Genomic DNA, 26,491 nt, shown 5'->3' with positions numbered 1-26,491 from the left:
CCACCGGACCGGGGCATTCAATGAGTCGGGCCCCGGGGCGGGGACGGCAGGCCGTCCCCTGCCTGCCGTCCCCGCCGCCGGGGCCCATTTCCACCGGGCGGTGCGGCGCCTCCGCTCGAAGAGCGCCGCCCCGCCGGGGGTCTTGTACGGGCCGGGGATCCACCCCGGCCCGCGTGGGTCACTCGCCCGGGTGGACGAGCTCGATGTCGTGGCCGTCGACCCCGCGACCGGCCACCGTCAGGGCACCGGCCACCGGCGGGTAGCCGGTCGCGATGACCGTGTACTCGCCCGCGTCCAGGTCGGCGAAGGCGTACGCCCCGTCCTCCCCGGTCGTCGAGGTGGCGATCACGTTGCCGGCCGCGTCGACCAGCGTGACCCGGGCGTCGGGCAGCGGGCGGCGGCTCGCACCGGCCCGCACGACGCCCTGGACCAGCGCACCGGCCTGGAGCGCGGCGTCGACCCGGGTGACCCCCTGGCCGCCGATCTCGACCGGCAGGGCCAGCGGGCGGAAGCCGGCCGCGTTGACCGCGACGGTCACCGCGCCCGGGACCAGCTCGCCGAAGGTGAAGTCGCCCGTCTCGGCGGACTTCCCGGTGGCCAGCACATCGCCGCGGACATCGGTCACGATGACCATGGCGTCCGCGACCGGGGTGCCGCCCTCGGCGGCGCGCACGGTGCCGGCCAGGCCGCTCGTACCCGAGAGGAGGATGTCGTACGCCAGCGGCTCGTCGCCGACGACCACGGTGGACGCCTGCGGCTGGAAGCCGTCGGCGGACGCGATCAGGACGTACGAACCGGCGCCCGGGGCGGCCAGCGCGTAGCTCCCGTCGGCCTGCGCCGCGGCGATGCCCAGCTGCCGGCCGCCGAGCGAGATCAGCGTGACGGCCGCCCGGGCCACGGGCGCGCCCTCGGCGCCCCGGACCACACCGCGGACGGGGGTGCCGCCCTCGGCGAAGTCCACGGGTGCCTCGGTCGCGGCCTCGGCGGCGGGGGCCGCCTCGGCGGTGTCGACGGAGGTGACCCCGGCGGCGCCCTCGGCGACCGCCTCGGTGACGGTGTCGGCGGGGGCCTCGGCCTGCGCCGGGGCGTCACCGCCGGCCCGCGTCCTCAGCGCGACCTCCTTGATGAACAGCGTGATCAGGAAGGCGAGCAGCGCGGCCGGAGCGGCGTACAGGAAGACGTCACCGACGCCGTGCCCGTAGGCGGTCTCCATGACCGTACGGAACGGGGCGGGCAGCTTGTCCAGGTCGGGGATGCCCCCGCCGCCGGTGCCGCCGTGGCCCAGGGCCGCACCCTGGGGACCGAGGTCCGCCAGGCCGTCCTTCACGTAATGGGTGACGCGGTTCGCCATGACGGCGCCCAGCGCCGAGACGCCGATCGCACCACCGAGGGAACGGAAGAAGGTGACGACGGAGCTGGCCGAACCGAGGTCCGACGGGTCCACCTGGTTCTGCGTGGCGAGCACCAGGTTCTGCATCATCATGCCGATGCCGAGACCCATCACGAACATGAAGACCGCGATGTGCCAGTACGTCGTGTCGTAGCGGATCGTGCCGAGCAGGCCGAGACCGGCGGTGACCAGGAAGCCACCGCTGACCAGCCAGGCCTTCCAGCGGCCGGTCTTGGTGATGATCTGACCCGAGACGGTCGAGGAGATGAACAGACCACCGATCATCGGGATCGTCATCACACCGGACATCGTCGGCGACTTGCCGCGCGCCAGCTGGAAGTACTGGCTGAAGAAGACGGTGCCGGCGAACATCGCGATGCCGACGAACAGCGAGGCGAGCGAGGCGAGCGTGATGGTCCGGTTGCGGAAGAGCCGCAGCGGGATGATCGGCTCGCTGGCGCGGGACTCGGTGAAGACGAAGAGCAGCGTGAGGACCACGGAGCCCGCGAGCATCACACCGGTCTGCCAGGACATCCAGTCGTACTTGTCGCCCGCGAACGTCACCCACAGGAGCAGCAGCGAGACGGCGGCGCTGATGAAGAAGGCGCCGGTCCAGTCGACCTTGACCTCCCGCTTGACGACGGGGAGCTTCAGGGTCTTCTGGAGCACGATGAGGGCGATGACCGCGAAGGGCACACCCACGTAGAAGCACCAGCGCCAGCCCATCCAGCTGGTGTCGGTGATGACGCCGCCGAGCAGCGGGCCGCCGACGGTGGCGACGGCGAAGACCGCGCCGATGTAACCGCTGTAACGGCCGCGCTCGCGCGGGGCGATCATGGCGGCCATGACGATCTGGGCGAGGGCGGAGAGACCGCCGACGCCGATGCCCTGCACCACGCGGCAGACGATCAGCATGCCGGAGCTGGTCGAGAGCCCGGCGACGACCGAGGCCGCGACGTAGATGATCAGGGCTATCTGGACCAGCAGCTTCTTGCTGAACAGGTCGGAGAGCTTGCCCCACAGGGGGGTGGTGGCGGTCATCGCCAGCAGCGAGGCGGTGACGACCCAGGTGTAGGCGCTCTGGCCGCCGCCCAGGTCGGAGATGATCTCCGGCAGGGCGTTGGAGACGACGGTCGACGACAGGATCGCGACGAACATGCCGAGCAGCAGCCCGGCCAGTGCCTCCATGATCTGCCGGTGTGTCATCGGCGTGCCGTCGGAGGCGTCGTGGCCCCCGTGCTTGGCGTGGCCGCCCCGCACACCGGTTGGTGTGGTCGTAGCCATGTAAGTCCTTGTCTTTGCTTCTGTTACGCGGGTGTACGGGTGTACGGGCCGTCATGGCCATCGGCCCGGCGGGAGCGGCAGTCGCCGCTGTGCTTTCCGGAGGTGCACCCTCCGGTGCCGCGACAGGAGAAGCTGTCGCGCAGCCGGGCCAGCAACGTGTTGAGCTGTCCGACCTCGTCGTCGGACCAATCCTGAAGATGGCAGGCGAACATCTCGGTCGACCGGCGGGAGAGGTCGTCCAGCACCCCTTCCCCCGCGGGGGTCAGCCGCAGGATGCGGGAGCGCTTGTCCGCCGGGTCCGGGAACCGTTCGATCCAGCCCCGTTCCGCCACGTGGGCGACGTGCCGGCTGGTCACCGACATGTCGACCGCGAGGAGCTCGGCCAGCCGGCTGATCCGCATCTCCCCGTGCCGGCTCAGCAGAGTCAGCACGGCGGCGGAGCCACCGGGGCACTCGGCGGGCAGGATGCGGGCGAGACCTCTCTTGATGGCTCCGATGGCGCTCAGTTGCCGGGCCAGTTCTTCGTACTGACTCCGTGCGGCCACGGGACCCCCAGACAATCTCACCGGTCATCTTGTTGCTTAGGGCAACCATAGAAGCCGTTGGTTGCTGCAGGCAAACGAAAAGGGGCTTGCGGAAGTAAAGGAACGCAAAAGGGTGCGCCGGGTCCTGGTCAAACCCGCAGCGTCTGCGGTAAAGGAGGGGCCGATGTGTTACGCGCCACACCGGGGGCGGATCGGCGCGCGGCGCCCGGGGGTTGGGCCGTTCGCCCGAGTTCGCTAGGGTCCTGCGACATGGCACACAATCCCCACGCACCGCAGGGTCCCGAGGGCTCCTACGACCCGGCCGGCAGCACCCAGATGTTCCGCGCCTTCGTCGACGAGGGCGAACCGCAGCGCCAGCAGCCCGCCGCTGCCGCCTCCTCCGGCCCGAGGACCGGACTGATCGCCGGAATCGTCGCGGTGGTCATCGTGCTCGGCGCGGTCGCCTGGCTCGCGCTGGGCTGACGAACCCGTTACGCGTCCCGTCCCGCATCCGTCTCCGCGCCGCCCCCTCGCCGATCCGCGAGCGGGCGGCGCCGTCGGTTTGCGGCCGCCGCCGTACGGGAACGCGCACGGCCGCCGAGGGGGCGCCTCGGCGGCCGGGTGAGCAGGCCCCTCGGGGCGGCGCTCAGTCCGCGATGAGCCCTTCCCTGAGCTGGGCGAGCGTACGCGTCAGCAGGCGGGAGACGTGCATCTGCGAGATGCCGACCTCCTCGCCGATCTGCGACTGGGTCATGTTGGCGAAGAACCGCAGCATGATGATCTGGCGCTCGCGCGCCGGGAGCCTGGCCAGCAGCGGCTTGAGCGATTCGCGGTACTCGACGCCTTCCAGCGCCGTGTCCTCGTAACCCAGCCGGTCGGCCAGCGAGCCCTCGCCGCCGTCGTCCTCGGGGGCGGGCGAGTCCAGAGACGAGGCGGTGTAGGCGTTGCCCACGGCCAGGCCGTCGACCACCTCCTCCTCGGTGACCCCGAGCGCCCGGGCCAGCTCCGGGACGGTCGGCGAGCGGTCCAGCTTCTGCGCGAGCTCGTCACTGGTCCGGGTGAGGGCGAGCCGCAGCTCCTGGAGGCGGCGCGGTACCCGCACCGACCACGAGGTGTCCCGGAAGAACCGCTTGATCTCGCCCACGACGGTGGGCATCGCGAACGTCGGGAACTCCACGCCCCGCTCGCAGTCGAAGCGGTCGATCGCCTTGATCAGGCCGATGGTGCCGACCTGGACGATGTCCTCCATGGGTTCGTTACGGCTCCGGAACCGCGCCGCCGCGTACCGCACGAGGGGCAGGTTGAGCTCGATGAGTGTGTCCCGCACATAGGCACGCTCCGGGCTGTCGGTCCCGCCGGGGCCCGGGGCGGGGCCCAGCGCGGCGAGCCGCAGGAAGAGGGAGCGGGAGAGCGTGCGGGTGTCGATGGCTTCCGGCGAGCTGGTGAGCGCAACGGGTGCGGGCTCGCTCTTGTCGAGCGTGAGCACCTTCGAGCTGCCCTGTTCTTCGGACATGCCACCCCCTTGAGGTCGCGGACGGTCGCGGTGGCCACGACCATCGGAGGAACGCAGCCTCCACCTGAATACCGGAGGCGGGGCTGCGGCAAACTCACTTCCCGCAGAATGTCACATGTCGGCAACACGCTGTAGTGACTTGTCGACAAGTCCAGGGGGAGTCTGCGCAGTTAACAAGGGGTGTGAGGCTTTTGGCCCCGGGGGAAGGCCCTGAGAACGGTCTACCCGTTTCGGTTACGCCTCGATCCTGTTTGCGGATCGGAGTCTGGCGAAACTCCGGGCGAGGAGCCTTGACACGTGCATCTGGGAGACCCCCAGCTCGGCACTGATCTGGGACTGCGTCAGGTTGCTGTAGTACCGCAGCAACAGGATCCGCTGCTCCCGCTCGGGCAGTTGTACGAGGAGGTGCCGGACCAGGTCCCGGTGCTCGACGCCCGCGAGGGCCGGGTCCTCGTAGCCGAGCCGGTCGAGGAGGCCGGGGAGCCCGTCGCCCTCCTGGGCGGCCTCCAGCGAGGTCGCGTGGTAGGAGCGCCCGGCCTCGATACAGGCCAGCACCTCGTCCTCGGAGATCTTCAGCCGCTCGGCGATCTCCGCGGTGGTGGGTGAGCGGCCGTGCGCGGTCGTCAGGTCCTCGGTGGCGCCGGTGACCTGCACCCAGAGCTCGTGCAGCCGGCGGGGGACGTGGACGGTGCGCACGTTGTCCCGGAAGTACCGCTTGATCTCGCCGACGACGGTGGGCATCGCGAACGTCGGGAACTGGACACCGCGTTCGGGGTCGAAGCGGTCGATCGCGTTGATCAGTCCGATGGTGCCGACCTGGACGACGTCCTCCATCGGCTCGTTCCGGCTGCGGAACCGCGCGGCGGCGTACCGCACGAGCGGGAGGTTGGCCTCGATCAGCGCGGTGCGCACCCGGTCGTGCTCCGCGGTGCCCGGCTCCAGCTTCTTGAGCTGTCCGAAGAGCACCTGGGTGAGCGCCCTGGTGTCGGCGGTCCGGGACCGGGCGGGGGCGGCCGTCTCGTCGGGGGTCTCGTGGACCGTCGTCTGCGCCTGGCCCGGCGGCGGAGCGGACGGCCCGGCGGGCGGGGCGGCCGGTGCCGCCTGGTGGACCTGGGGAGGCACTTGAGGCGCTGTACTGGCCGGCACGGTGACGCCACCCCTTCGCGGTCGACAACTACGGCTTGCGGTCAACTTCGGTCAATCCGTCCGTCAAAAGCGGTCATAGCATCACAAGACATGACCACTATGCGCAAGCACCCCATAGCGCCGTGTTGACCTCGCCCGGGTTTAAAACGTCCACCGGGTGTCCATCGGGTCCTGGGACAAAGAAAAGCCCCTCACCGTCGCGGTGAGGGGCTCGCAGGGCCGAAGGCGTCAGAACGGGTAGTCGGCGATCACCCAGGTGGCGAATTCACGCCACTGACCGGCGGCCGCCTGATGGTCGGGGTGCTCGATGTAGCGCTTCAGCGCCGCCTCGTCCGCGACCGCGGAGTTGATGGCGAAGTCGTACGCGATCGGCCGGTCGGTGATGTTCCACGCGCATTCCCAGAACTCCAGCTCCGGGACGGTGTCCTCCAGTGCCCGGAACGCCTCCGCACCCGCGACGACCCGCGGGTCGTCCCGCTCGACGCCGTCGTTCAGCTTGAACAGGACCAGATGGCGGATCACGCGGTACCCCTAGTTGACGAGCTCGGACATGAAGTCGCCGACGCCCTGCGCGGCGTCCGCGATGCCCTCGAACCCTACTTGGACCAGGTCCGCGGCCCGGGCGGGGGAGTTGATGATCGTGTAGAGCACGAAGACGACTATCACGTAGAGAGCTATCTTCTTCGCTTGCGCCATCAGCCCCTGACTCCCCTTCGATCCCCTGCGGTTTCGATCCCCTGTGCGGTCGGGCGAGTCTATCCACACACATGCGCTAATCCGTCGGCCGTTTCCGTCACTTGCGGGTGACGCGGGGCGCGGACGGGGAACTCGATACGAGCCCCAGGGACCAACGTCCCGCGCATCGGGGTCCTTGGTCCGCCCGCGAACGGGGGTCGGCGAGGCAGGATGGAAGGTGAGCCCCTCGGACTCCGGGGGGCCGGGAACGGGACCCCTGCCGGGGACCCATGCCGTGGCCTCCCCCGACCGCGGCAAAGGAGCGGCAGGCCCCGTGACCGGGGGAAGCGGCACATCCCCCCCGATGCCGCTTCCCCCTCCTCCTCCTACTTCTTCTCGCCGCGTTCCCCGTCTCGTGAGCCCTTGCTCCGGGAAGCCGGCGCATCGCCCAGCGCGTCGTACAGGTCCCGCCGGCTGATCCCGAACGGCCGGAGCACCGTGCTCAGGGTGCGCGCGGTGACCCCCTGCTCCACCAGCAGCGGGACCAGGGGCCGCAGATCGACGTTCCAGGCGGCGTGCTGCGGGGGCGCGAGGACGAACACACCCTCCTCCTCGCCCTCGAAGGCCGCGACCGCCTCGGAGAGCGGCAGCCACGTCATCCCCTGCCCGAGGTCGGGATGCCCGTCCGGCACGGCGATCCGGCGGTCCTCCGCGGACCCGGCCAGCACCTCCACGAGCACGCCGAGGTCGGCGGCGGGCGCCCGGAACACCACGGGGGCCGGTGCGGTACGCAGCAGCTCCGCGTGCGGCGGGACGGTCAGCGCCCGGCGGTCGGTCCGGCCCAGGTGGACCGCCGGCGCGACCGGCAGGCCTGCCGCGAGCAGTGCCGCAGCGGTCCCGGCCGCGTCGCCCGTCACCTCGAACCGGGCCCCCCGGCCGGCCGCATCGGCCAGCCATGCCCCGGCCGCCTGCGAGACGCCCTCCAGCGCGCCGGAGACGGACGCGGCGATCACCCCGCCGTCCGCGAGGGCCGCGCGCGCCTCGTCCGGGACGCGCGCCGCGTCCAGGTCCACCGAGGCGTCCGCCGTGCGCCACAGGAGCCCCGGGCGCCCCTCCGGTTCCGGCAGGCCGCGGCGGTGGACGAGGACCAGCGGCCGGCGGCGCCCGGTCTCGGAGAGCGTCAGGGTCACCTCGGCCGCCGGGTCTCCCAGCGCTGCCACGAAGTCCGGGCCGAGGTCGCTCGCCACCAGGGTGCTGCGGAAGGCGAAGGTGTCCGGTGAGGCGTGGTCGCTGCGCCGGAGCACCAGGCGGTCGGTCACCTCGTGGTGCGGGTTGACCACGGCGGTGCCGGTCGCGACGTGGGGCCCGGCGGCGAGGCGGACGGCGACCGGGCCGCGCAGGAGGGCCAGACCCTCCTCGTCGAAGACGGCGCCCACCCCGACGACGCAGGTCGCCCGGGGCGTGATCTCCCGCTCGCCGGTGAACTCCAGGGTCTTGGCGTGGGTCGCGCGGACGTTCGCGTGCCCCTTGGCGTGGATCTTCATTGCCTTCTCCAGGCCCTAGGTGCGTTGTCCGGACCGGTCATGGTAGTCCGCGCCCGCGGGCGCGGGGCGGGGCGGCCGGGGCCCAGTAGACTTCCCGGCATGTTCGAACACCTCCGCCATAAGCCGGGCACCCCTTTGCTCCGTAATCGCGAGCTCGTCATCGCGTGCTCGGCGTTCCGCAGCCGCGTGAATCTTTCCAGCGTGGTGCGGACGGCGGGGTGCTGCGGAGTCGAGCGGATCGTCGCCTGCGGCAATGTGAAACTCGACCCGAAGATCGCGCGCGATGGTGCCGAGAACGTCGAGATCGAAATGCGCCGGAGCCTTCCGCCGGTGCTGAAGAAGATGCGCGAGGACGGTTACACCATCATCGCGCTCGAACAGGCCACCAATTCAAAGAGCCTGCACGAGATCAGCTTCCCCCGTAAGTCGGTCATCGTCCTCGGAAACGAGCGGACCGGCCTCAAGGAGGACGAGCTCGCCTGCGTCGACGAGTGCGTGGAGATTCCGGTCTGGGGCTCCCCGCACAGCTACAACGTCGCCACGGCCGGCGCCATGGCCATGTACGAGTACTGCAGGCAGTTCCCGACGGGCTGACCCGCCGGGCTCATTCCTCCGGTCCGGCCGTGACCGCCGTCAGGGTCGCGATGACCTCGGTGCTGTCCGAGTCCAGCCTGCGCGCCCACGACGAGGAGACGGCGGCGGCCTCCTCGGCCTTCGTGAGCTGGAAGTCGGTGACCTTCCACCCGCTTGCGAGGGCCTTTCCGGCGAGGACCTCCTCGACGTACGGACGGGTCAGCTCCGGAAGCCCCTGGATGTCGCGCGGCACCGGTTCCCGCCAAATGCTGGTGCCGACCGTCGCCGTGAGCGGCGCATTCGGCTTGGCGACGGTCCGAAGGCCGCCCCAGATGTCCTCGTCACCGCGCACGAGACCGTGGAGCAATTTCCCCCACGGCATCAGGACCAGCAATTCGTCGGCGGCCCCCAGCAGCTCCTCCGGGGCATTCTCGATCGACGCGTTCACGAGCAGCAGATTGGGCACGCCGCCCTTGGCGGGCTTGCGGCGGCTGCGAATGCTCGTCTGTGTCATCCGCTGCCAGGCCGGGTCCACGCCCACGACCAGCCACTCCGGATTCTCCTTGGCGATGCGATAGGACGCCCGGGCGTCCCCCGTGCCGACATCGACGACGACCCGGGAACTCTCCTGGACCAGTCGCTCGAATTCACCCTCGGCGGCCTTTTCGAGCTTCTTGCCCCGCACGATCTGCATAACGGCCAGTGCTTTCTTCTCTCGGCTGCCCGACCGGCGGTGGCCGGCCCCGGCGGGCGGCCCGCCGCCCCCGGCATGATCCCCCAGCGCGGCGTCCGGTGACCAACCGGCACCGGACGCGGGCACACGCAAAACCGCCCCCGATCCGTTCACACGGTTCGGGGGCGGTTCTCGCTGGCGGTAGCGGAGGGATTTGAACCCTCGGTGAGTTTCCCCACACTCGCTTTCGAGGCGAGCTCCTTCGGCCGCTCGGACACGCTACCGAGAGAGAGCTTAGACCATGTTGGCCCTACGCCGAAATCCGTTACGGGGCGCCGTCGCGTGCCCCGGCCCGGGCAGCTCAGCGGTCCCGGAAGAAGGCCGTCAGCGGGGCCGCGCACTCGGCCTCCAGGACCCCGGCGACCACCTCGGGGCGGTGGTTGAGGCGGCGGTCGCGTACGACGTCCCAGAGCGAACCGGCGGCTCCGGCCTTCTCGTCCCGGGCGCCGTAGACCACCCGGTCCACCCGGGCCTGCACCAGGGCGCCCGCGCACATCGTGCAGGGCTCCAGGGTGACCACCAGGGTGCAGCCGGACAGGCGCCACTCACCGAGCGCGGCGGCGGCCCGGCGCAGCGCCAGGACCTCGGCGTGCGCGGTGGGGTCGCCGGTCGCCTCGCGCTCGTTGTGCCCGGTGGCCAGCGGCGCCCCGTCCGGGCCGAGGACGACGGCGCCGACCGGTACGTCACCGGTCGCCGCCGCGCGGTCGGCCTCGGCCAGGGCGCTGCGCATCACCGCCCGCCACGGGTCCCGTACGGGATCGGGCAGGTCCGGGGCGTGCGGACGGGATGCTTCGGTCACCCGCGGACCCTAGCGGACGGTCTCCAGCACCTCGGCCGCCCCCAGGGCGTCCGCGATCTCCGACAGGGCGTCCGTCCGCAGCATCAGCAGCTCGGCCTCGGGGAGCCCGAGGTCGGACAGGACCCCGGAGTCGCCGATCGGGCCGGCCGGGACGACGCCCGCGGAGGGCCCGTCGTCGTCATCGTCGTCGTCGTTGGCGGTGGTCTCGGGCTCGCCGTCCTCCGAGCCGTCGAGGCCGACGAGCTCCTCCAGGGCGGCGATCGTGTCCTCGGCCCCTGGTTCGCGGCCGAGCAGTTCATCGGTGAGCAGGATCTCCCCGTACGAGGAGCGGGCGGCGGCGGAGGCGTCCGAGACGTAGATCCGGGGGTCCTCCTCACCGTCCACCCGGACGACGCCGAACCAGGCGTCCTCCTGTTCGATGAATACGAGCACCGTGTCCTCGTCAACCGAGGCGTCACGGGCCAGATCCGTCAGGTCGGACAGGGTCTCCACATCGTCGAGCTCCGTGTCGCTCGCTTCCCACCCGTCTTCGGTGCGCGCGAGCAGTGCGGCGAAGTACACCGTGACTCTCCCACTGGTCTCGGGGCCAAGGGCCGGTCCGGCGGGAAGCAGCCGGTGCTCCGGCTGCCCTGCGTCCCGCCCATTCGGCATCGTGACAGAAACCGGCGCTTCGCGAGAGCAGTTCGACGGTTGAGTCGGCCATCAGTTCTCTCCACCACCGTCACCAGCGGCTTTTCCGCAGGCCGGAGGGGCTACCAGCGGAACGTACGCATCCGCATGGCCTGGCGCATTCGGGCGGCTTTGACCCGCCGAGGCTGGACCCGGTCGCGCAGCGCCTTCGCCTCGTGGAGCTCGCGGAGGAACTGGGCGCGCCGCCGACGGCGCTGCGCCTCGGTCTCAGGTGTGTCGGGGGAGCCGGGTGCGTCCAGGGTGTCCGGTGTGCTCCTGGGGTTCCGCGCGTTCCTGGGGTTCTCGGCGCTCTGTGCCCCGTCGGCCATCGGCTCTTCACCCCCAAGGCTGGCTGCGTCGCTGGGTCCGTATGCCACCACCTTCCCCCCGAACGCGTGGATGATGCCAGCGCACGGGTACGGGAGGCGCGGCTACGCTGGGAGTCATGCGGATCCACGTCGTCGACCACCCGCTGGTCGCGCACAAACTCACCACCCTGCGCGACAAGCGCACCGACTCCCCGACCTTCCGGCGCCTCGCCGACGAGCTGGTGACCCTGCTCGCGTACGAGGCCACCCGCGATGTGCGCACCGAACAGGTCGACATCGAGACCCCGGTGACACCCACCACCGGAGTGAAGCTGTCGCACCCCCGTCCCCTGGTCGTCCCGATCCTGCGGGCCGGTCTCGGCATGCTCGACGGCATGGTCCGGCTGCTGCCGACCGCCGAGGTGGGCTTCCTGGGCATGATCCGCGACGAGGAGACGCTCAAGGCGTCCACGTACGCGAGCCGGATGCCCGACGACCTCTCGGGCCGCCAGGTCTATGTGCTCGACCCGATGCTGGCCACCGGCGGCACGCTCGTCGCGGCCATCCAGGAGCTGATCAGGCGCGGCGCCGACGACGTCACCGCGGTCGTGCTCCTCGCCGCCCCCGAGGGCGTCGAGGTCATGGAGCGCGAGCTCGCCGGGACGCCGGTCACCGTGGTCACCGCCTCGGTCGACGAACGGCTCAACGAGAACGGCTACATCGTCCCGGGCCTCGGTGACGCGGGCGACCGCATGTACGGCACCGTCGACTAGGCACCCTCAGGCGAACGCCCCCGCTCGGCGCCGTTCTCAGCAGGAGGAGGGCGCCGGGGCGGGCTTCGTGAGCGCGGACAGCGCGGCGGCGGCCGTCTGCGGCTTGCTGAACGCCGTGAACTTCTTTCCGATGATCAGGTCGACCTCCCCGTTCTTACGGGCGTCGGTCTTCGTCGTGGCCCCGGGCAGCTGGGCGCCCAGCACCGGGAACGTGCCGTCGGCGGCGGCCGGGGCGCCGAGCAGGATGCCCGTACCCGGCACCTTCTTGTCGAACGCGGCGGGGGCGTTCCCCACCTCGCCGATCTTGAACCCGCGCTTCTTCAGCTCGTCGGCGGCGGCCTTCGCGAGACCGCCGCGCGTGGTCGCGTTGTAGACGTTGACCGTGATCTTCGCGGGCTGCGGCAGCACCTTGGCGGGTTTCGACGCCTTCGGGGACGGGCAGCGCTCGGTCCGGTCGGCGGCGCTCGCCGTCTTGTCGCCGCCCGTGAAGACATCGATGAGCTGCAGCGTGCCCCATCCGGCCAGCCCGAGGGCGACCACGGAGGCGACGGCCGCGAGGACCACTTTGCTACGGCGGCGGGGGCGCCGCATGCGGGGGTACTTGTCACCCGTGATGCGGTACTTTCCGCCCATGCCGGGGGGAGTGAGCATGCTCATGGGCGCAGCGTAGTGCGACCCGGTGATGATGCCTACTAAATGATCAATGGATCGCACCCGTCCGGGTGGGAAAACACCCGAACGAACCCCGTACGGGCTCCGAGCCGTCAGCCGAGTTCGAGCACGCGGGCGTGCAGCACCTGGCGCTGCTGGAGCGCGGCACGGACCGCGCGGTGCAGCCCGTCCTCCAGATAGAGGTCGCCCTGCCACTTCACGACGTGCGCGAACAGGTCGCCGTAGAACGTGGAGTCCTCGGCGAGGAGGGTTTCGAGGTCCAGCTGGCCCTTGGTGGTGACGAGCTGGTCGAGGCGGACCGGGCGCGGCGCGACGTCCGCCCACTGCCGGGTGCTTTCCCGGCCGTGGTCGGGATAAGGCCGCCCATTTCCGATGCGCTTGAAGATCACACGGAAAGCCTACCGGTCAAGAGCCACCGGGCGCAGCCACGATTGCCACCATGCCGCGTGCAAGAAGCCTCACTTGCCCTTCGCCGCGGCTTTCGCGGCCTTCGCCGCCTGCTTGGCCTCCTGCTTGTACGCGCGCACCTCGGCCAGTGAATCGGGGCCGGTGATGTCCGCGACGGACCGGTGCGAGCCCTCCTCCCCGTACGACCCCGCCGCCTCCCGCCAGCCCGGCGGCCGGACCCCGAACTGCTTGCCGAGGAGCGCGAGGAAGATCTGCGCCTTCTGCGTACCGAACCCGGGCAGGGCGTTGAGCCGCCGGCGCAGCTCCGCCCCGGTCGCGGCATCGCTCCACACGGCGGCCGCGTCACCGTCGTACTGCGCCACCAGGAACTGGCACAGCTGCTGCACGCGCTTGGCCATCGAGCCCGGATAACGGTGCAGCGCGGGTTTGGCGGTGAACAGTCCGGTGAACGCCTCCGGGTCGTACGTGGCGATCTCATGGGCGTCCAGATCGTCCTTGCCCATGCGCTGCGCCAGGGCGTACGGGCCCGCGAAGGCCCACTCCATGGGCACCTGCTGGTCGAGCAGCATGCCCACCAGGGCGGCGAGCGGACTGCGTGCGAGAAGCTCGTCCGCCGCCGGCTCCTGGGCGATCCGGAGGGTGATGTCTCGGCCATCGTCGCTCTTGGTCATGGGCGGCATCATGGCGAGCGCCGGGGGCGACGGCCAGCACAACCACCGCCGACCGACCGGTTTGCAGCCGTTTGCCGGTCAGCGGGGGCCGGCTCAGGCCCCCGCGGGCGCCGGGACCGGGGCCCCTCCCTGCTCCGGCGCCGAGGCGCGGCGGGTGCGGCGCTCGGCCTGCGCGAGGTGGGCGACCACGTGCGAGTGAAAACGGTCCACGGCGTTGTCGACGCTGCGGATGAACCCGGTCTCCGCGTTGCCCCGCGTGGCGCCCATGTTCTTGAAGAGGGAGAGCCGGAATCCCGTGATCCGGCTGCCGTCGCGGGGGAGTACGTCGCCCGGCTCCGGACGGAGGCGTTCCAGAGTGCCGCGCGGGCCGCTCTGCCCCTCGACCAGCGTCTCGACGTGGAGATCGGCGGGTGCCTCGGCGAGCTGCCGCATCAGGCGCTTGGCCGACGTCAGCGGGTAGGCCCCCTCGGGCACCGGGATCTCCACCGAGGTGCGCAGCTTCCCGGTCCGCAGGTCGGCGACGATCGTGATGGTGCCGGGCGATCCGTCCACCCGCAGTTCGGCGGCGAGCCGCCCCTCCTCGCAGAGCCGGCCGGCGTGCGCCGCGCGCCGGGAGAGGGCGGTGGTGCCGCGCTGGGTGCGCTGGACGGGCAGGGCCTTCTGCCCCAGCTCGCCGCCGATCCGCAGGCAGACCTGGCGGATGAGCCGTTCCCAGCTCTCCACCACCTCCACGGCACGCGGGTCGCCCTGACTGAGTGTCTCCTCGTCGATGCCGTTGCGCACGGGCACCCAGGAGGGGCCCATGTTCTGGAAGCCGTGGCAGCCGGAGTTCTCGTGCTGGAGGTAGTGCAGCAGCTCCTGGAGGAGCCAGGCGTGGGCGGCGTTGCCCACGCCCTCGTGCCGGATGAGCATCTGGGCCTGGTGCGCCACCTCCGCCCACGACAGGTGCCACAGGGCCACCTTGTGCTTGCGCCGCCCGTCGGTCTTGACCTCGACCAGCGGGCTGCCCTCCAGCGCCACGTCGTTGGACAGGGTGATCACCGCCTCGTAGCCGCGGCGGGCGGCGATGTCCATGTAGTTCTGGACCTGCTCCGACTTCAGCGCGTTCCCGTTGGTCTTCGTCTCCACGAGCGCGGTCCACAGCTTCCCCGCCCGCTCGACCCGGATCACCCCGTCGGGACGTTTCGGGGTCTCGCCGTGCGGGAGGGAGACCTCGGTGAAGGTCTGCATGCGCCCGGCCGGGGCTCCGAAGGCGGCGGTGAGCCGGCGGCCGAACTCCGGCACCTGCGCCATCACGGACAGCAGCACGGAGGTCGCCCGGACCTCGCGCTCCTTGTCGCTCTTCAGGTTCGAGGCGGGGAAGAGCCGTGCGGCCCGCCAGGAGTCGTTCTCGGCGAGCGACTTCGTGGCGACGGCGGGGAGGGTCACCTTCTTCTTCGCCGTACGGGCCCGGGGCCGCTTGGGCGCGGGGGCGGACGCGGCCGGCTGCTCGGCCGCCACGGTTTGCGGGCCCGGCTGCGCGGGAACGGCGGGGAGCGGCTGAGCAGGACCGGCGGACTCGACGGCGGGTGCGGCCCCTTCCCCGTCGACCGGGCCCGCAACCCCGTCCGCGGTCTCGTTCTCCCCCTCGTCGTCCACATCGATGCCGAAGTCGGCGGCGAGGCCGGCGAGCCCGGTCTCGTAACCCTGGCCGACGGCCCGGTACTTCCACTCCGTACCGCGCCGGTACAGCTCGCCGAAGATGAAGGCGCTCTCCACGGACGCGTCGCCGATCGAGAACCCGAGCAGCACCTCGCCGGACCGGTCGGCGACGGTCATCCGCAGGTCGTCGAGGTCGCCGAAGCGGGAGCCGCCGTACCGGCTCGCGGCGACGACCAGGCGATCGACGTCCTCGGGGACGGCGGTCAGGTCGAGGCTGATGCGGTCCTCGCTGCCGCCGTCCGTCGGCGTCTTGCCCAGCAGCTGCACGCTGCCGTCGGCCGCGGCGGGGTTGTTGTAGTAGAAGAAGTCGGCGTCGCCGCGGACCTTGCCGTTGGCGTCCAGCAGGAGCACGGACACGTCCGCGTCACCGTCCCCGGCGGTGCTGCTCCAGCTGAGGCTCGCGATGACCGATCCGGCATCGTCGCTGAGGTCCGCCAGCCCGACGTTGGCACCCTTGGTCATCTCACGCATGCAGTCCCCCAGACGCGCGGCCGCGTCGGGTCGCGCCCTGGCGACGGCAGCAGGTTGTTCCGTGACACAGCGCCTCGCCGCACACGGGAGAACCGTATCGCCCGTATGGACCAGAGGTGAAGGAACCGTGAAGTCCGATTGCGGGCCGCGCGGAGCCGGCCGGGCGGCCCCGCCGGTATTGCGGGTCGCACGCGGTGCGCTGGTTGCTACCGTCGGTCCCACCACGCACCGACCCGTTCGCCGGACCAGAAGGATCTTCCCCATGCATGATGCCCGCGCCCTGATCGACATGGGTGCCGAAGCGGTACGCCGGCTCGCTCGTCGCGGATACGCGCTGGACCTGCCCGCACTGGAGGACCTCCAGTCCCGGCGCAACCAGAACATCCGCTCGGCCGACGAGCTGCGGGCGGAGTCCAAGCGGGTGGCGAGCGAGGTCCAGCAGACGGCGCGTCAGGGCGGTGACATCACCGAGCTGAAGAAGCGGGCCCGTGAGCTGAAGGAGGAGATCCGGGACATCGACGCGGGCCAGGAGCAGATCCAGGAGCAGCTGCGCGACCTCCTCCTCACGATCCCGAACCTCCCGGCCGACGAGGCCCCGGACGGCGACAGCGACGCGGACGCGGTCGAGGTCAGGCGCGTGGGCACGCCGCCGGTGTTCTCGTTCGAGCCGAAGGACCACGTGGACCTCGGCGAGGCGACGGGCATCCTCGACTTCGCCCGGGCGACCAAGCTCTCGGGCCCCCGCTTCGCGGTCACGCGCGGCGCGGGCGCGGCCCTGGAACGCGCCCTGGCGACCCTCTTCCTCGACCTGCACACCCGCCGCCACGGCTACGTGGAGCACGCGGTCCCGTACCTGGTCACCCGTAAGACCATGACCGGCACCGGGCAGCTCCCGAAGTTCGAGGAGGACCTGTTCAAGACCGGCGTGGCCGACCGCGAGCTTTTCCTCATCCCGACGGCCGAGGTTCCGCTGACCAACCTGTACGCGGACGAGATCATCCCGCCCGCCGAGCTTCCCCTCGCCCTGACCGCCCAAACCCCGTGCTTCCGGTCCGAGGCGGGATCGTACGGCCGGGACACCCGGGGCCTGATCCGCCAACACCAGTTCTCCAAGGTCGAGATGGTCCGCATCGTCGACCCGGCGGAGGCCGACGCGGAACTGGAGCGGATGGTCGGCCACGCCGAGGCGTGCCTGAAGGAGCTCGGCCTCGCCTACCGCGTCGTCATGCTCGCCGCCGGCGACACGGGTTTCTCGGCGCAGCTCACGTACGACATCGAGGTCTGGATCCCGAGCCAGAACACGTACCGCGAGATCTCCTCGGTCTCCAACTTCGGTACGTTCCAGGCCCGTCGCGCCCACATCCGCACCCGCGACGAGAACGGCAAGCCCAAGCTCGTCGCCACCCTCAACGGCTCCGGCCTCCCCATCGGCCGCACCCTGGCCGCCCTCCTCGAACAGTGCCAGCAGGAGGACGGCTCCCTCGTCCTGCCCGAGGCCCTGACCCCGTACCTGGGCTTCCGCAGGATCGCGGCGGACGGGACGCCGGAGGCGTAAAGGGGCCTCAGACGGCCGCCGTGCGCGGCACGCCGTGGAACACCTCGCGCGCGTGCCACTCGCGGTGGGCGGGGGCGACCGGGGCGGCGGAGTGCTGCGGCCCGATGAGCGGGCGGCCGGCGAGCGCTATGACGTGCGCGCCGGCCGCCGCGCTGTGGCCGACGAAGCTCTGCGAGACGAGGATGCGGTCGTCGGTGCCGAGGCCGAGGACGCCCTTGTCGAACAACTTGTGGTGCAGGGAGCAGAGGCAGAGCCCGTTCTCGACGACGTCCGGCCCGTCGAACGCCCACCACCGCACATGGGCGGCCTCCAGTCCTACGGGCACCGCGCCGATCCGCCCGTCGTACCCGCAGAACGCGCACCGGTACTCGTACGCCGTCAGCACCCTCTCCCGCATCCGCGGATCCCGCCCCCGACGCCCGGCCGCGCCCGCCTCCGCGGTCTCGGCCGGCAGGAGCTCCAGGCCGACCGCCTCGCACAGCTCCTCGTGCAGGGAGGGCGGGAAGTTGAGGTCGAGCAGTACCCGCGCCATCCGCCCGAGCAGCGACGGCTCCCGCCGCAACGCGTCCCGCAACTCCGGCACCAGCCGCCCGGTCGCCCCCGACGCCCGCAACTCCCGTACGCCGGTGCCGGGACTCCCCGCCCCGCGTTCGGTGCGCACCTCCCACACCCCGTCACTCACGAGGTGGTGGAACGGGTACGCCGGCGTCGTCGGACGCCCCGGCCCGTACTCGTCGAGCAGCCGCCTAAGGTCCGCCTCCACGGAGCTGTACCGCAGCTCGTCCGCGGCATCCCGCTGAAACCGCGCAAGCGCGTACAACACCAACAACGGCTTGTGCGGCGCCCGAGCCCCACTCCGGGTCCACTGCCGCAACTTCCGGGTGCGCTCCAGCCAGTCCATCCGTCAGCCGGATCTCCTCGTGAGGGCCAGGGTCTTCGAAACACCGCCGATCATGACACACGGCTGTCCGGCCGCTCCCGCCGTCGCGCGGCAGGCGCGCTCCGCTGCCGGCCCGAGCTTCACCGGGCACCCGGGCTCGACGTATTGCCCGGTGAGAGCAATGGCGGAGGATACGAGATTCGCACTCGTGAGGGGTTGCCCCCAACACGCTTTCCACCTGTTCGCCCGGGGGTCCGGAGAGGGGCGGAGTTGTTCCGGCCTGGGATGGAGCCGCGCGTCGGAGGGGCGGTGAACGGCACTGGACGGGGGCGAATGAGACCAGGACTGAGACCGGAGCGCCGGGTCATACCTTCTTGACGACGATCGACTCCGGAACCAGCCTCTCCAGGTCGTCCACGTCCGAGGTGAAGACGGTGACCTGCCCCTTCTGCCGGCGCGCGATGACGGCGAGTATCGCGTCGATCGCGTACTTGTGGCCGTGCAGATCGGCATCCGCCAGCAGGCGGCGGGCCTGGCGGGCCTCGTCCTTCCCGATGTCAGCGACTTCGAGCCGGGAGAGTACCCAGTCCCAGCGCTGCTCCGTGGTTCTGCCGTCGTACGCCTCGACCAGCGTCATCGGAGACGTGACGACCTCGGCTTCACCCCGGGCCGCGAGGTCGAGCCACGCGATCATCTTCCGGTCGCCGCGTACGGCCAGGGACAGGGCTTCGCAATCGAGTACGAAGACGCGTAGCGGCCGCTGCCCGGGTGCGCCGGACCGCTTCCTCACGCGGCTTCTCCGGCGCCGTGCGTTCCGGTGGCGCGCCGGCGCTCATGCTCGGCGTCGAGGCCCTCCAGCTCCTCGAACGCTGTGGTGCGCTCTTCCTCGGTGAGAGGACCGTGTTCCTCCTGCAGCCAGTCCGACAGCTCCCGCAGCCGGTCCCGGTCGCGCTTGAAGCGCAGCGCCTCGGTGACGTACGCCGACATCCCCCGTTCTGCCGCCTCCGCACGGATCTCGTCCAGGAGATCCTCGGGAATCGTCACCGTTACCTTCTTCGTCGCCATACAAGCGACCATACTCTTGGTATCGCGCTCCTTACCAGCGCAATTCTCGTGACCGCCAGGTCGGCGGTCAGGCGGTCTTGGCGGGACGGGGGCTGCCGTGGAGGACCTGACTGGTGTGCCAGGAACGGTGGGCGGCGGTGATGGGACGGACGCCCGGCTGGGGGCCGATGACCGGACGGCCGGTGAGCGTGATGACGTGCTCGCGGGCGGCGGCGCTGTGGCCGACGAAGCTCTGGGAGACCAGGATGCGGTGGCCCTTGCCATGGTTTTCGCCGAGACCGATTGCGCCTTTGTCGAACAGCTTGTGGTGCAGGGAGCAGAGGCAGAGCCCGTTCTCGACGTCGTCCGGTCCGCCGAACGCCCACCAGCGCACATGGGCGCTCTCAAAGCCCGACCGGCACCGCGCCGGTCCTGCCGTCGTACCCGCAGAAGGCGCACTGGTACTCGTACGCCGGCAGGACCATCTCCCGCATCCGCCGGTCCCGCTGCCTGCGCGCGGCCGAGAGCAGTGCGGTCTCGGCCTCCTCCAGCTCCAGGCCGACGGCTTCGCACGGCGCTGTACCGCAGCTCGTCATCGGCGTCCTGCTGGAACCGGCTGAGCGCGTACAGGAACAGCAACGGCTTGTGCGGAGCCCGCGTCCCGCCCGCGAGTGCTCTCCGTTCCGGTCGCATCCAGCAGATCGGCCAGGGCGGTAAGTGGAACGGGCCCCAATGCCGCCAGTGTCCCGGCTACCTGCAGGTGTGGCAGCGCGAGTCCGGTCAGCGCCGGGGCCACCGACGCGGGGCGCTGAAGGCGGTCCGCGAGTTCGCCGAACGATCGTGGTTCCGACGGGGACACGGCCTCCGGGCGAGCTGCAAGGACCCGCTCAAGCCGGTCGGCTTCCAGATCACTCAGCCACGCGGCCAGAGCTGATCCACTGGGCTTGCCGATGGGGACCTCACAAAGACGAGTGCCGGTGGTCTCCGACCGGAATCGGTCCTGCACAGACCCAGAAGGGCGGATCGCGGGGGACGCTTGCGTCCTGAGCCGGCAGAAACCCGCTTCTGAGTGAAGGCGATGTCCTGTGACTCGACCTGGCGACGGCAATCGGCGGAATGAAATGTCTCTTGTGTCGGAAATGAATGAGATCAGAACTGAGACCATCAACGTCGAAGGCCCCCGCAGCGAGCTGCGGGGGCCTTCGACGTATTGCCCGGTGAGAGCAATGGCGGAGGATACGAGATTCGAACTCGTGAGGGGTTGCCCCCAACACGCTTTCCAAGCGTGCGCCCTAGGCCACTAGGCGAATCCTCCGCCGCAAACAATACAAGACGTTGAGGAGTGCTCGCGAACCCGTTCCCCGGGGAGGGGACGGGGCGGTGGCCGAGGTGGACTTGTGGGGGTGGGGATCGGTTAAGGTGGGCGTCAGCCCCTCACGTGGCGCTATCTGACTGAACTCCCCCAGGGCCGGAAGGCAGCAAGGGTAGGTCGGCTCTGGCGGGTGCGTGGGGGGCCCTTGCGTTTCCGGGTGGTGCGGGTCACGGTCGGGGCCGGTTGTCAGTGCGCCCCGATAACCTCGTAGGTGTGTCGTCCCTTGCGCTGTACCGCCGCTACCGCCCCGAGTCGTTCGCCGAGGTCATCGGTCAGGAGCATGTCACTGACCCGCTCCAGCAGGCCCTGCGGAACAACCGGGTCAATCACGCGTACCTGTTCAGCGGGCCGCGAGGCTGCGGCAAGACGACGAGTGCGCGCATCCTGGCCCGCTGCCTGAACTGCGAGCAGGGGCCCACGCCCACGCCCTGCGGAGAGTGCCAGTCCTGCCGTGACCTGGCGCGCAACGGGCCGGGGTCCATCGATGTGATCGAGATCGACGCCGCTTCGCACGGTGGTGTGGACGACGCCCGTGACCTCCGGGAGAAGGCGTTCTTCGGGCCCGCGTCGAGTCGTTACAAGATCTACATCATCGACGAGGCGCACATGGTGACGTCGGCGGGGTTCAACGCCCTGCTGAAGGTGGTGGAGGAGCCGCCGGAGCACCTGAAGTTCATCTTCGCGACCACGGAGCCCGAGAAGGTCATCGGGACCATTCGATCGCGTACGCATCACTACCCCTTCCGTCTCGTCCCCCCCGGGACCCTGCGCGACTACCTCGCCGAGGTCTGCGACCGGGAGAAGAGCCATGTGGACGACGGTGTCCTGCCGCTCGTCGTGCGCGCCGGGGCCGGGTCCGTGCGTGACTCGATGTCCGTCATGGACCAGCTGCTCGCCGGCGCGGGCGACGAGGGTGTGACGTACGCCATGGCGACGGCACTGCTCGGTTATACGGACGGCTCGCTGCTCGATTCGATCGTGGACGCCTTCGCGGCGGGCGACGGGGCCGCGGCCTTCGAGGTCGTGGACCGGGTCATCGAGGGCGGCAACGACCCGCGCCGGTTCGTCGCCGACCTGCTGGAGCGGCTGCGCGACCTGGTGATCCTGGCCGCCGTGCCGGACGCCGGCGAGAAGGGGCTGATCGACGCCCCCGCCGACGTCGTGGAGCGGATGCAGGCCCAGGCGTCCGTGTTCGGGGCCGCCGAGCTGAGCCGCGCCGCCGACCTGGTCAACGAGGGGCTTACGGAGATGCGCGGCGCCACCTCGCCACGCCTCCAGGTCGAGCTGATCTGCGCCCGGGTCCTGCTGCCCGCCGCCTTCGACGACGAGCGTTCCATGCAGGCCCGGCTGGACCGGCTGGAGCGGGGTGCCTCCTTCGCCACCACCGGTCCCGGCCCCGCCATGGGGTACGTGCCGGGCCCCGAGGCCCTCGCCCACGCACCGGTCCCGCCCGCCGCCCAGCCGGACGCCGGGCCCGCCGCCGGCCGCGCCGCCGTCCGGGGGGACGCGCAGCCCCCCGCCCCGGCCCCGGTCGCGCCCCAGACCCCGCCCCCCGCGCCCGTCCAGGCACCGCCCCCCGCGGAAGCGCCCGCCGCCGGGCAGCGGCCCGGTGCCTGGCCCGCCGCCGCGTCCGCCCCGGACCAGGGGCGCCGGCCCGGCGGCTGGCCCACCGCCGCCGCGCCCGGGCGGGCCCCCGCCCCGGCCCCGGCTCCGCAGAGCGCCCCTGCCGCGCCCCCCGGGCCCGCCGCGTCCGAGCCCGCTCCGGGCATGGCGCAGGGCGCCGGCCAGGTGCGCACCATGTGGCCCGACATCCTGGAGGCGGTGAAGAACCGCCGACGTTTCACGTGGATCCTTCTCAGCCAGAACGCCCAGGTGACCGGGTTCGACGGCAGCACGCTGCAGATCGGCTTCCTCAACGCCGGTGCCCGGGACAACTTCACGAGCAGCGGCAGCGAGGACGTGCTGCGGCAGGCGCTGGCCGAGCAGTTCAACGCCCAGTGGAAGATCGAGGCGATCGTCGACCCCTCGGGCGGTGCCGGACAGCCCCCGCAGCCCGCGTCCGGCGGCCAGCGTCCGTACAACCCGCCGCCCGCCGCGCAGCGCCCCGCCGCGCCCGCGCCGCAGCCGTACGAGCGGCCCGCCGCCCCCGCGCCCGCCCCTGCCCCCGCGTCCGCCCCGCAGCAGCCGGGCCCCGGCTCCGCCCCCTCGGCCGGGCTGCCGCCCGCGCCCTATTCGGCCCCCGAGGCACCGACGCCGGTCGCGCCGGAGGACGACATCCCGGAGGCCGACGACCCCGACCTGGTCGACTCCGCCCTCTCCGGGCACGAGCTGATCGTTCGCGAGCTGGGTGCCACGGTGGTCGAGGAGTACACCAACGAGTAGGCGCGCCGGTGCGGGCCGCCGTCCCCTGTCCACGGACCGGCGGCCGTCAAGGGTGCCGCGCCCCGGCGGCTAGGCTGCACCCCGTGAAGGTCCTCGTCATCGGCGGCGGCGCCCGCGAACACGCCCTGTGCCGCTCTCTGTCCCTCGACCCCGACGTCACCGATCTGTACTGCGCCCCCGGCAACGCCGGCATCGCAGAGGTGGCCGAACTGCGCCCGGTCAACGCCCTCGACGGCGCCGCCGTCGCGCGCCTCGCCGCAGAGCTGGGCGCCGGGCTGGTGGTCGTCGGCCCGGAGGCGCCGCTCGTCGCCGGTGTCGCCGACTCGGTGCGCGCCGCGGGCATCCCGTGCTTCGGCCCGTCCGGCGCCGCAGCGCAGCTGGAGGGCTCGAAGGCGTTCGCCAAGGACGTCATGGCCGGGGCGGGCGTGCCCACCGCCCGCAGCTATGTGTGCACCACGCCCGCCGAGATCGACAGTGCCCTCGACGCGTTCGGCGCGCCGTACGTCGTCAAGGACGACGGCCTGGCCGCGGGCAAGGGCGTCGTCGTGACCGAGGACGTCGAGGTGGCCCGCGCCCACGCGCTGGCCTGCGACCGGGTGGTCATCGAGGAGTTCCTCGACGGCCCCGAGGTGAGCCTCTTCGCGATCACCGACGGCACCACCGTGCTGCCGCTCCAGCCCGCCCAGGACTTCAAGCGGGCCCTCGACGGCGACGAGGGCCCGAACACCGGCGGCATGGGCGCGTACTCCCCCCTGCCCTGGGCCGACCCCAAGCTGGTCGACGAGGTCATGGAATCGGTGCTCCAGCCGACCGTGGACGAGCTGCGCAGGCGCGGTACGCCCTTCTCGGGGCTGCTGTACGCGGGCCTCGCGATCACCTCGCGCGGGGTGCGGGTCATCGAGTTCAACGCCCGGTTCGGCGACCCGGAGACCCAGGTCGTCCTGGCGCGCCTGCGGACGCCGCTGGCCGGTGTGCTGCTCGGCTCCGCCAACGGCACGCTCGACCAGCTGCCGCCCCTGGCATGGCGCGACGAGGCGGCCGTCACCGTGGTCATCGCTTCGCACAACTACCCGGACACCCCGCGCACGGGTGACCCGATCGAGGGGCTGGACGAGGTCGCGGCGCAGGACGCCCCGCACGCGTACGTGCTGCACGCCGGCACCAAGCGCGACGGCGACGCGATCGTCAGCGCGGGCGGCCGCGTGCTGTCCGTGACGGCGACGGCCGATGACCTGGCGGGCGCCCGCGAGCGCGCCTACGCGGCGGCGGCGCGGATCCGGCTCGACGGCTCCCAGCTCCGTACGGACATCGCGAAGAAGGCCGCGGAGGAAGCGGCGGCCGCCGGAGCCTGAGCCGGACGGGCGGCGGGCCCAGCCCGTACCCCGCTGGCCCCCTGCCCCTCAACACCTTTGACCAAAGCCATTCCATCGAGTGACGGCTGAGCCATCCGGATGACGGCCGCCGCACCCCCAACTAGGGTGCGGCGCAAGCGTTCCGGCACTTGGCCCACCGGCATTGCGATGTCAGTGGCGGGTGCCATCGTGGGGGAGTGAGCAACACCGCCGTGGGGGCAGAGGGGGTGAGGTCCAGCCGTGTCCGGTACCGGTACGGGTGAGGAGCCGGGTGCGCGGGCAGCGCGGGCCCGGGCGCTCGTCCTGCTGCGCATCCGCGGCAGGGCGACGGCGGTCGCGCTGCTGCCCGCCGCGCTGGCCGTGGTGCTGTTCGCCGCGGGCGCGCGAGGGTTCGCGGACGGCGGCGGCTGGGACGCGGCGCGCTGGGCCGTGGCCGCCTGCGCGGTCGTGGTGCTGCTGATCGCGGGAGCCGTCGCGCTCGCGGTCGTACGGGCGAAGCCGGCGGTCAGCCCGACCGTGCCGCTCAGCGAGGCGGCGGCGCCCGACCTCTACCGCCTGGTCCGCGAGCTGGCGGACCGGCTCGATGTGCCCGCGCCCTCGGCCATAGCCCTCACGCCCGACTGCGACAGCTGGCTCGAGGACCGCACCCATCCGGCGGCCGGCGGCCCCGCCCGGCGGACGGAGGCGGCCCCCGTGCTGGTCATCGGCTCCCCGTTCCTGTGGTGGATGCGGGTCGCCGAGCTGCGCGCGCTTCTCGCCCCGGTCGTCGCGGGCACCAGCGCGTCCGCCCAGCCAGACATAGCCGCCGCCCGGCGCTTCGTCCGGGGCCTGGACGGGGCGGTCGCCGATGCCGCCGCGCCCGCCCGGGGGCCGGTGCGCCGGGCCCTGCGGCTGCCGCGCGTCTTCATCGGGCGGATCGCCCGGATACTGCTGCGCAACTGTCGCGGTCATGCCGCGGAGATGGAGCGGGGGGTCGCCGCCGCCGCGTCCTCGCGCGCCCGGGAAGTGGACTACGGGCTGCGGATCGTCGCGCAGGAGCAGGTGGGCCTCGCCTACGCGGGCTGGGACCGGCTGCTGACCCGGGTCGCACTGCCCGCCTGGCGGATGGGCCGCTGGCCCTCGCAGCTGGATGCGGGCGTCGTCGCCGCGCTCACCGAGCTCTCCCGCCGCGACCGGCTGGCCAAGGGGTACGCCTCCCGGCTCGGCGAGCGGCCCGCCTGCGACCTCCTGGAGGAGCCGGGGGCGGCCGACGAGGCGGCGTCCCTGCTGGCGGCCCGGCTCTTCCACGGCGGGCCCGCCGTGGCCGGCCCCGACTGGTCCCCGGTGGACTGGCAGCAGTATCCGGACGAGGTGGTGGACCGGAAGTGGCGTTCGGAGGCGGCCCGGCTGCACCGCGTCCTGGACGCCATGGGCGTTCCGCCCGCGGCCGCCCTCGGCGGGGTGCCCACGCTGGCCCGCGTGGTCGAGCACCTGGAGTCGGGGGAGACCGGCGGCGAGGAGCTGGCGGCCGGGATCAGCGCCGCGGTGGCCCGCGAGGAGGCCGAGGCCCAGGAGCGGGCGACGGCCCCGGGCGACCTGTCCGGCCCGGGCGCGGGCGGGCCCGGCGGCGCGAGCGGACCGGAGGGCTCCACGGGCCCGGGCGGCCCTGCCGGCGTGGGCGCCGCCACCCCCGGCGGCCCCGACGCCGCCGGCGACGAGTTCGTCGCCCTCTGGGGTCCCGACCCGCTCCCGCTGTTCCCGCTCCAGCCGCCCCGTACAGGCACCGAACTGCTCGCCGACCACGTCGCGGCCATGGTCTGCTGCGCCGCCGTGGACACGGCGGGCGCGGCGCCCGGCCTCGACTGGCTCGACGGGCCCACCCTGCTGGTCGACGGCGAGCGCCGCGCGGACCTCGGCAGCCCCGTTCTCAGCCTGATCGAGGACGGCGACTCCGGACCGCTGCGTTCCTGGCTCGCGTCGGTCGGCGTACGCACCGACAAGCCCGTCCGCCTTGTCTGAAACAGGCCCCCGCCGACACGGGACGCGGCGGACGGGATGGCCGAGAACAACCGC

25 protein-coding genes, 2 tRNA genes, 1 other RNA gene and 1 pseudogene are annotated in these 26,491 nt (G+C 72.0%); 8 read left to right on the top strand and 21 right to left on the bottom strand.

Annotation, left to right across the window (positions count from 1 at the left end; translation table 11 throughout):
- Window positions 1–178 precede the first annotated feature (178 nt).
- Together ABZ565_RS19900 and ABZ565_RS19895 are read right to left on the bottom strand one after the other, a co-directional pair.
- Complete coding sequence (locus ABZ565_RS19900) at window positions 179–2,674, bottom strand: MFS transporter (RefSeq protein ID WP_361028206.1); 2,496 nt, start codon at window positions 2,672–2,674, stop codon at window positions 179–181.
- 23 nt (window positions 2,675–2,697) lie between these two features.
- A complete protein-coding gene (locus ABZ565_RS19895; RefSeq protein ID WP_361028203.1) occupies window positions 2,698–3,219 on the bottom strand; it encodes a MarR family transcriptional regulator in 522 nt (173 codons plus the stop codon).
- 249 nt (window positions 3,220–3,468) lie between these two features.
- Between ABZ565_RS19895 and ABZ565_RS19890 the strand changes: the two genes are divergently transcribed.
- Window positions 3,469–3,681, top strand: coding sequence for a hypothetical protein (locus ABZ565_RS19890; RefSeq protein ID WP_361028200.1), 213 nt, complete (start codon window positions 3,469–3,471; stop codon window positions 3,679–3,681).
- Window positions 3,682–3,844: 163 nt separating this feature from the next.
- Here the strand turns inward: ABZ565_RS19890 and ABZ565_RS19885 are convergent, their stop codons facing one another.
- From ABZ565_RS19885 to ABZ565_RS19865, 5 genes are all read right to left on the bottom strand, one after another.
- On the bottom strand, window positions 3,845–4,711 hold the full coding sequence (locus ABZ565_RS19885) for an RNA polymerase sigma factor SigF (protein WP_361028197.1): 867 nt from the start codon (window positions 4,709–4,711) through the stop codon (window positions 3,845–3,847).
- A gap of 234 nt (window positions 4,712–4,945) precedes the next feature.
- A complete protein-coding gene (locus ABZ565_RS19880) occupies window positions 4,946–5,833 on the bottom strand; it encodes an RNA polymerase sigma factor SigF (RefSeq protein ID WP_361028194.1) in 888 nt (295 codons plus the stop codon).
- 252 nt (window positions 5,834–6,085) lie between these two features.
- The gene (locus ABZ565_RS19875; RefSeq protein WP_361028191.1) at window positions 6,086–6,379 is read right to left on the bottom strand and encodes a Dabb family protein; all 294 of its coding nucleotides are present in this window, start codon (window positions 6,377–6,379) and stop codon (window positions 6,086–6,088) included.
- 9 nt (window positions 6,380–6,388) lie between these two features.
- A complete protein-coding gene (locus ABZ565_RS19870; RefSeq protein ID WP_361028188.1) occupies window positions 6,389–6,553 on the bottom strand; it encodes a hypothetical protein in 165 nt (54 codons plus the stop codon).
- 365 nt (window positions 6,554–6,918) lie between these two features.
- Entirely contained in the window at window positions 6,919–8,076 is a 1,158-nt protein-coding gene (locus tag ABZ565_RS19865) for a DUF371 domain-containing protein (protein ID WP_361028185.1), read from the bottom strand.
- 99 nt (window positions 8,077–8,175) lie between these two features.
- Between ABZ565_RS19865 and ABZ565_RS19860 the strand changes: the two genes are divergently transcribed.
- A complete protein-coding gene (locus ABZ565_RS19860; RefSeq protein WP_361028182.1) occupies window positions 8,176–8,670 on the top strand; it encodes an RNA methyltransferase in 495 nt (164 codons plus the stop codon).
- Window positions 8,671–8,680: 10 nt separating this feature from the next.
- On the opposite strand, the gene ABZ565_RS19855 is transcribed toward ABZ565_RS19860, so the two are convergent.
- The 5 genes from ABZ565_RS19855 to ABZ565_RS19835 form a co-directional block, all read right to left on the bottom strand.
- On the bottom strand, window positions 8,681–9,343 hold the full coding sequence (locus ABZ565_RS19855; RefSeq protein WP_361028179.1) for a class I SAM-dependent methyltransferase: 663 nt from the start codon (window positions 9,341–9,343) through the stop codon (window positions 8,681–8,683).
- A 175-nt stretch (window positions 9,344–9,518) separates the two neighbouring features.
- A tRNA-Ser gene (locus ABZ565_RS19850) sits at window positions 9,519–9,606 on the bottom strand.
- Window positions 9,607–9,683: 77 nt separating this feature from the next.
- Entirely contained in the window at window positions 9,684–10,181 is a 498-nt protein-coding gene (gene tadA / locus ABZ565_RS19845; RefSeq protein WP_361028176.1) for a tRNA adenosine(34) deaminase TadA, read from the bottom strand.
- Window positions 10,182–10,190: 9 nt separating this feature from the next.
- Complete coding sequence (locus tag ABZ565_RS19840; protein WP_361028173.1) at window positions 10,191–10,742, bottom strand: hypothetical protein; 552 nt, start codon at window positions 10,740–10,742, stop codon at window positions 10,191–10,193.
- 191 nt (window positions 10,743–10,933) lie between these two features.
- The gene (locus ABZ565_RS19835) at window positions 10,934–11,179 is read right to left on the bottom strand and encodes a hypothetical protein (RefSeq protein WP_361028170.1); all 246 of its coding nucleotides are present in this window, start codon (window positions 11,177–11,179) and stop codon (window positions 10,934–10,936) included.
- Between the two features lie 116 nt (window positions 11,180–11,295).
- On the opposite strand from ABZ565_RS19835, the gene upp reads away from it, so the two are divergent.
- A complete protein-coding gene (gene upp / locus ABZ565_RS19830; RefSeq protein ID WP_018521931.1) occupies window positions 11,296–11,931 on the top strand; it encodes a uracil phosphoribosyltransferase in 636 nt (211 codons plus the stop codon).
- A gap of 36 nt (window positions 11,932–11,967) precedes the next feature.
- Here upp and ABZ565_RS19825 read toward each other — a convergent pair whose 3' ends face one another.
- From ABZ565_RS19825 to ABZ565_RS19810, 4 genes are all read right to left on the bottom strand, one after another.
- Complete coding sequence (locus tag ABZ565_RS19825; RefSeq protein WP_361028457.1) at window positions 11,968–12,564, bottom strand: LytR C-terminal domain-containing protein; 597 nt, start codon at window positions 12,562–12,564, stop codon at window positions 11,968–11,970.
- Between the two features lie 131 nt (window positions 12,565–12,695).
- Complete coding sequence (locus ABZ565_RS19820) at window positions 12,696–12,992, bottom strand: type II toxin-antitoxin system VapB family antitoxin (protein WP_003955420.1); 297 nt, start codon at window positions 12,990–12,992, stop codon at window positions 12,696–12,698.
- A gap of 69 nt (window positions 12,993–13,061) precedes the next feature.
- Complete coding sequence (locus ABZ565_RS19815; RefSeq protein ID WP_361028167.1) at window positions 13,062–13,682, bottom strand: HhH-GPD-type base excision DNA repair protein; 621 nt, start codon at window positions 13,680–13,682, stop codon at window positions 13,062–13,064.
- A gap of 93 nt (window positions 13,683–13,775) precedes the next feature.
- Window positions 13,776–15,854 (bottom strand): TerD family protein, encoded by a 2,079-nt coding sequence (locus tag ABZ565_RS19810; protein ID WP_361028165.1) that lies wholly within the window; start codon window positions 15,852–15,854, stop codon window positions 13,776–13,778.
- Between the two features lie 262 nt (window positions 15,855–16,116).
- Here ABZ565_RS19810 and serS point away from each other — a divergent pair, with 262 nt between their 5' ends.
- Window positions 16,117–17,409: a serine--tRNA ligase gene (gene serS, locus ABZ565_RS19805; protein ID WP_361028162.1), complete on the top strand. Its 1,293-nt coding sequence runs from the start codon at window positions 16,117–16,119 to the stop codon at window positions 17,407–17,409.
- A gap of 7 nt (window positions 17,410–17,416) precedes the next feature.
- Here serS and ABZ565_RS19800 read toward each other — a convergent pair whose 3' ends face one another.
- From ABZ565_RS19800 to ABZ565_RS19780, 5 genes and pseudogenes are all read right to left on the bottom strand, one after another.
- Window positions 17,417–18,310 carry a phosphorothioated DNA-binding restriction endonuclease gene (locus tag ABZ565_RS19800; RefSeq protein WP_361028159.1) on the bottom strand — a complete coding sequence of 298 codons (894 nt, stop codon included), beginning with the start codon at window positions 18,308–18,310 and terminating at the stop codon, window positions 17,417–17,419.
- A 343-nt stretch (window positions 18,311–18,653) separates the two neighbouring features.
- A complete protein-coding gene (locus ABZ565_RS19795; RefSeq protein WP_361028156.1) occupies window positions 18,654–19,079 on the bottom strand; it encodes a PIN domain-containing protein in 426 nt (141 codons plus the stop codon).
- Window positions 19,076–19,354: a CopG family transcriptional regulator gene (locus tag ABZ565_RS19790; protein WP_361028153.1), complete on the bottom strand. Its 279-nt coding sequence runs from the start codon at window positions 19,352–19,354 to the stop codon at window positions 19,076–19,078. Before ABZ565_RS19790 ends, ABZ565_RS19795 begins: the two co-directional genes overlap by 4 nt.
- Before the next feature lie 67 nt (window positions 19,355–19,421).
- Window positions 19,422–20,026 (bottom strand): annotated as a pseudogene (locus tag ABZ565_RS19785) (HNH endonuclease).
- A gap of 534 nt (window positions 20,027–20,560) precedes the next feature.
- Window positions 20,561–20,648, bottom strand: a tRNA-Ser gene (locus ABZ565_RS19780).
- A gap of 110 nt (window positions 20,649–20,758) precedes the next feature.
- Here ABZ565_RS19780 and ffs point away from each other — a divergent pair.
- The 4 genes from ffs (at window position 20,759) to ABZ565_RS19760 (ending at window position 26,437) form a co-directional block, all read left to right on the top strand.
- Window positions 20,759–20,855, top strand: an RNA gene (gene ffs, locus ABZ565_RS19775) — signal recognition particle sRNA small type.
- A gap of 63 nt (window positions 20,856–20,918) precedes the next feature.
- The gene (locus ABZ565_RS19770) at window positions 20,919–23,087 is read left to right on the top strand and encodes a DNA polymerase III subunit gamma and tau (RefSeq protein WP_361028150.1); all 2,169 of its coding nucleotides are present in this window, start codon (window positions 20,919–20,921) and stop codon (window positions 23,085–23,087) included.
- Between the two features lie 83 nt (window positions 23,088–23,170).
- Window positions 23,171–24,439, top strand: coding sequence for a phosphoribosylamine--glycine ligase (purD, locus tag ABZ565_RS19765; RefSeq protein ID WP_361028147.1), 1,269 nt, complete (start codon window positions 23,171–23,173; stop codon window positions 24,437–24,439).
- A gap of 240 nt (window positions 24,440–24,679) precedes the next feature.
- A complete protein-coding gene (locus ABZ565_RS19760) occupies window positions 24,680–26,437 on the top strand; it encodes a hypothetical protein (protein ID WP_361028144.1) in 1,758 nt (585 codons plus the stop codon).
- Window positions 26,438–26,491: the final 54 nt, after the last annotated feature.

The sequence above is a fragment of the Streptomyces sp. NPDC016469 genome (genome assembly GCF_040632905.1).
Classification (GTDB): domain Bacteria; phylum Actinomycetota; class Actinomycetes; order Streptomycetales; family Streptomycetaceae; genus Streptomyces.
This window is presented reverse-complemented; position numbering and strand designations above follow the sequence as displayed.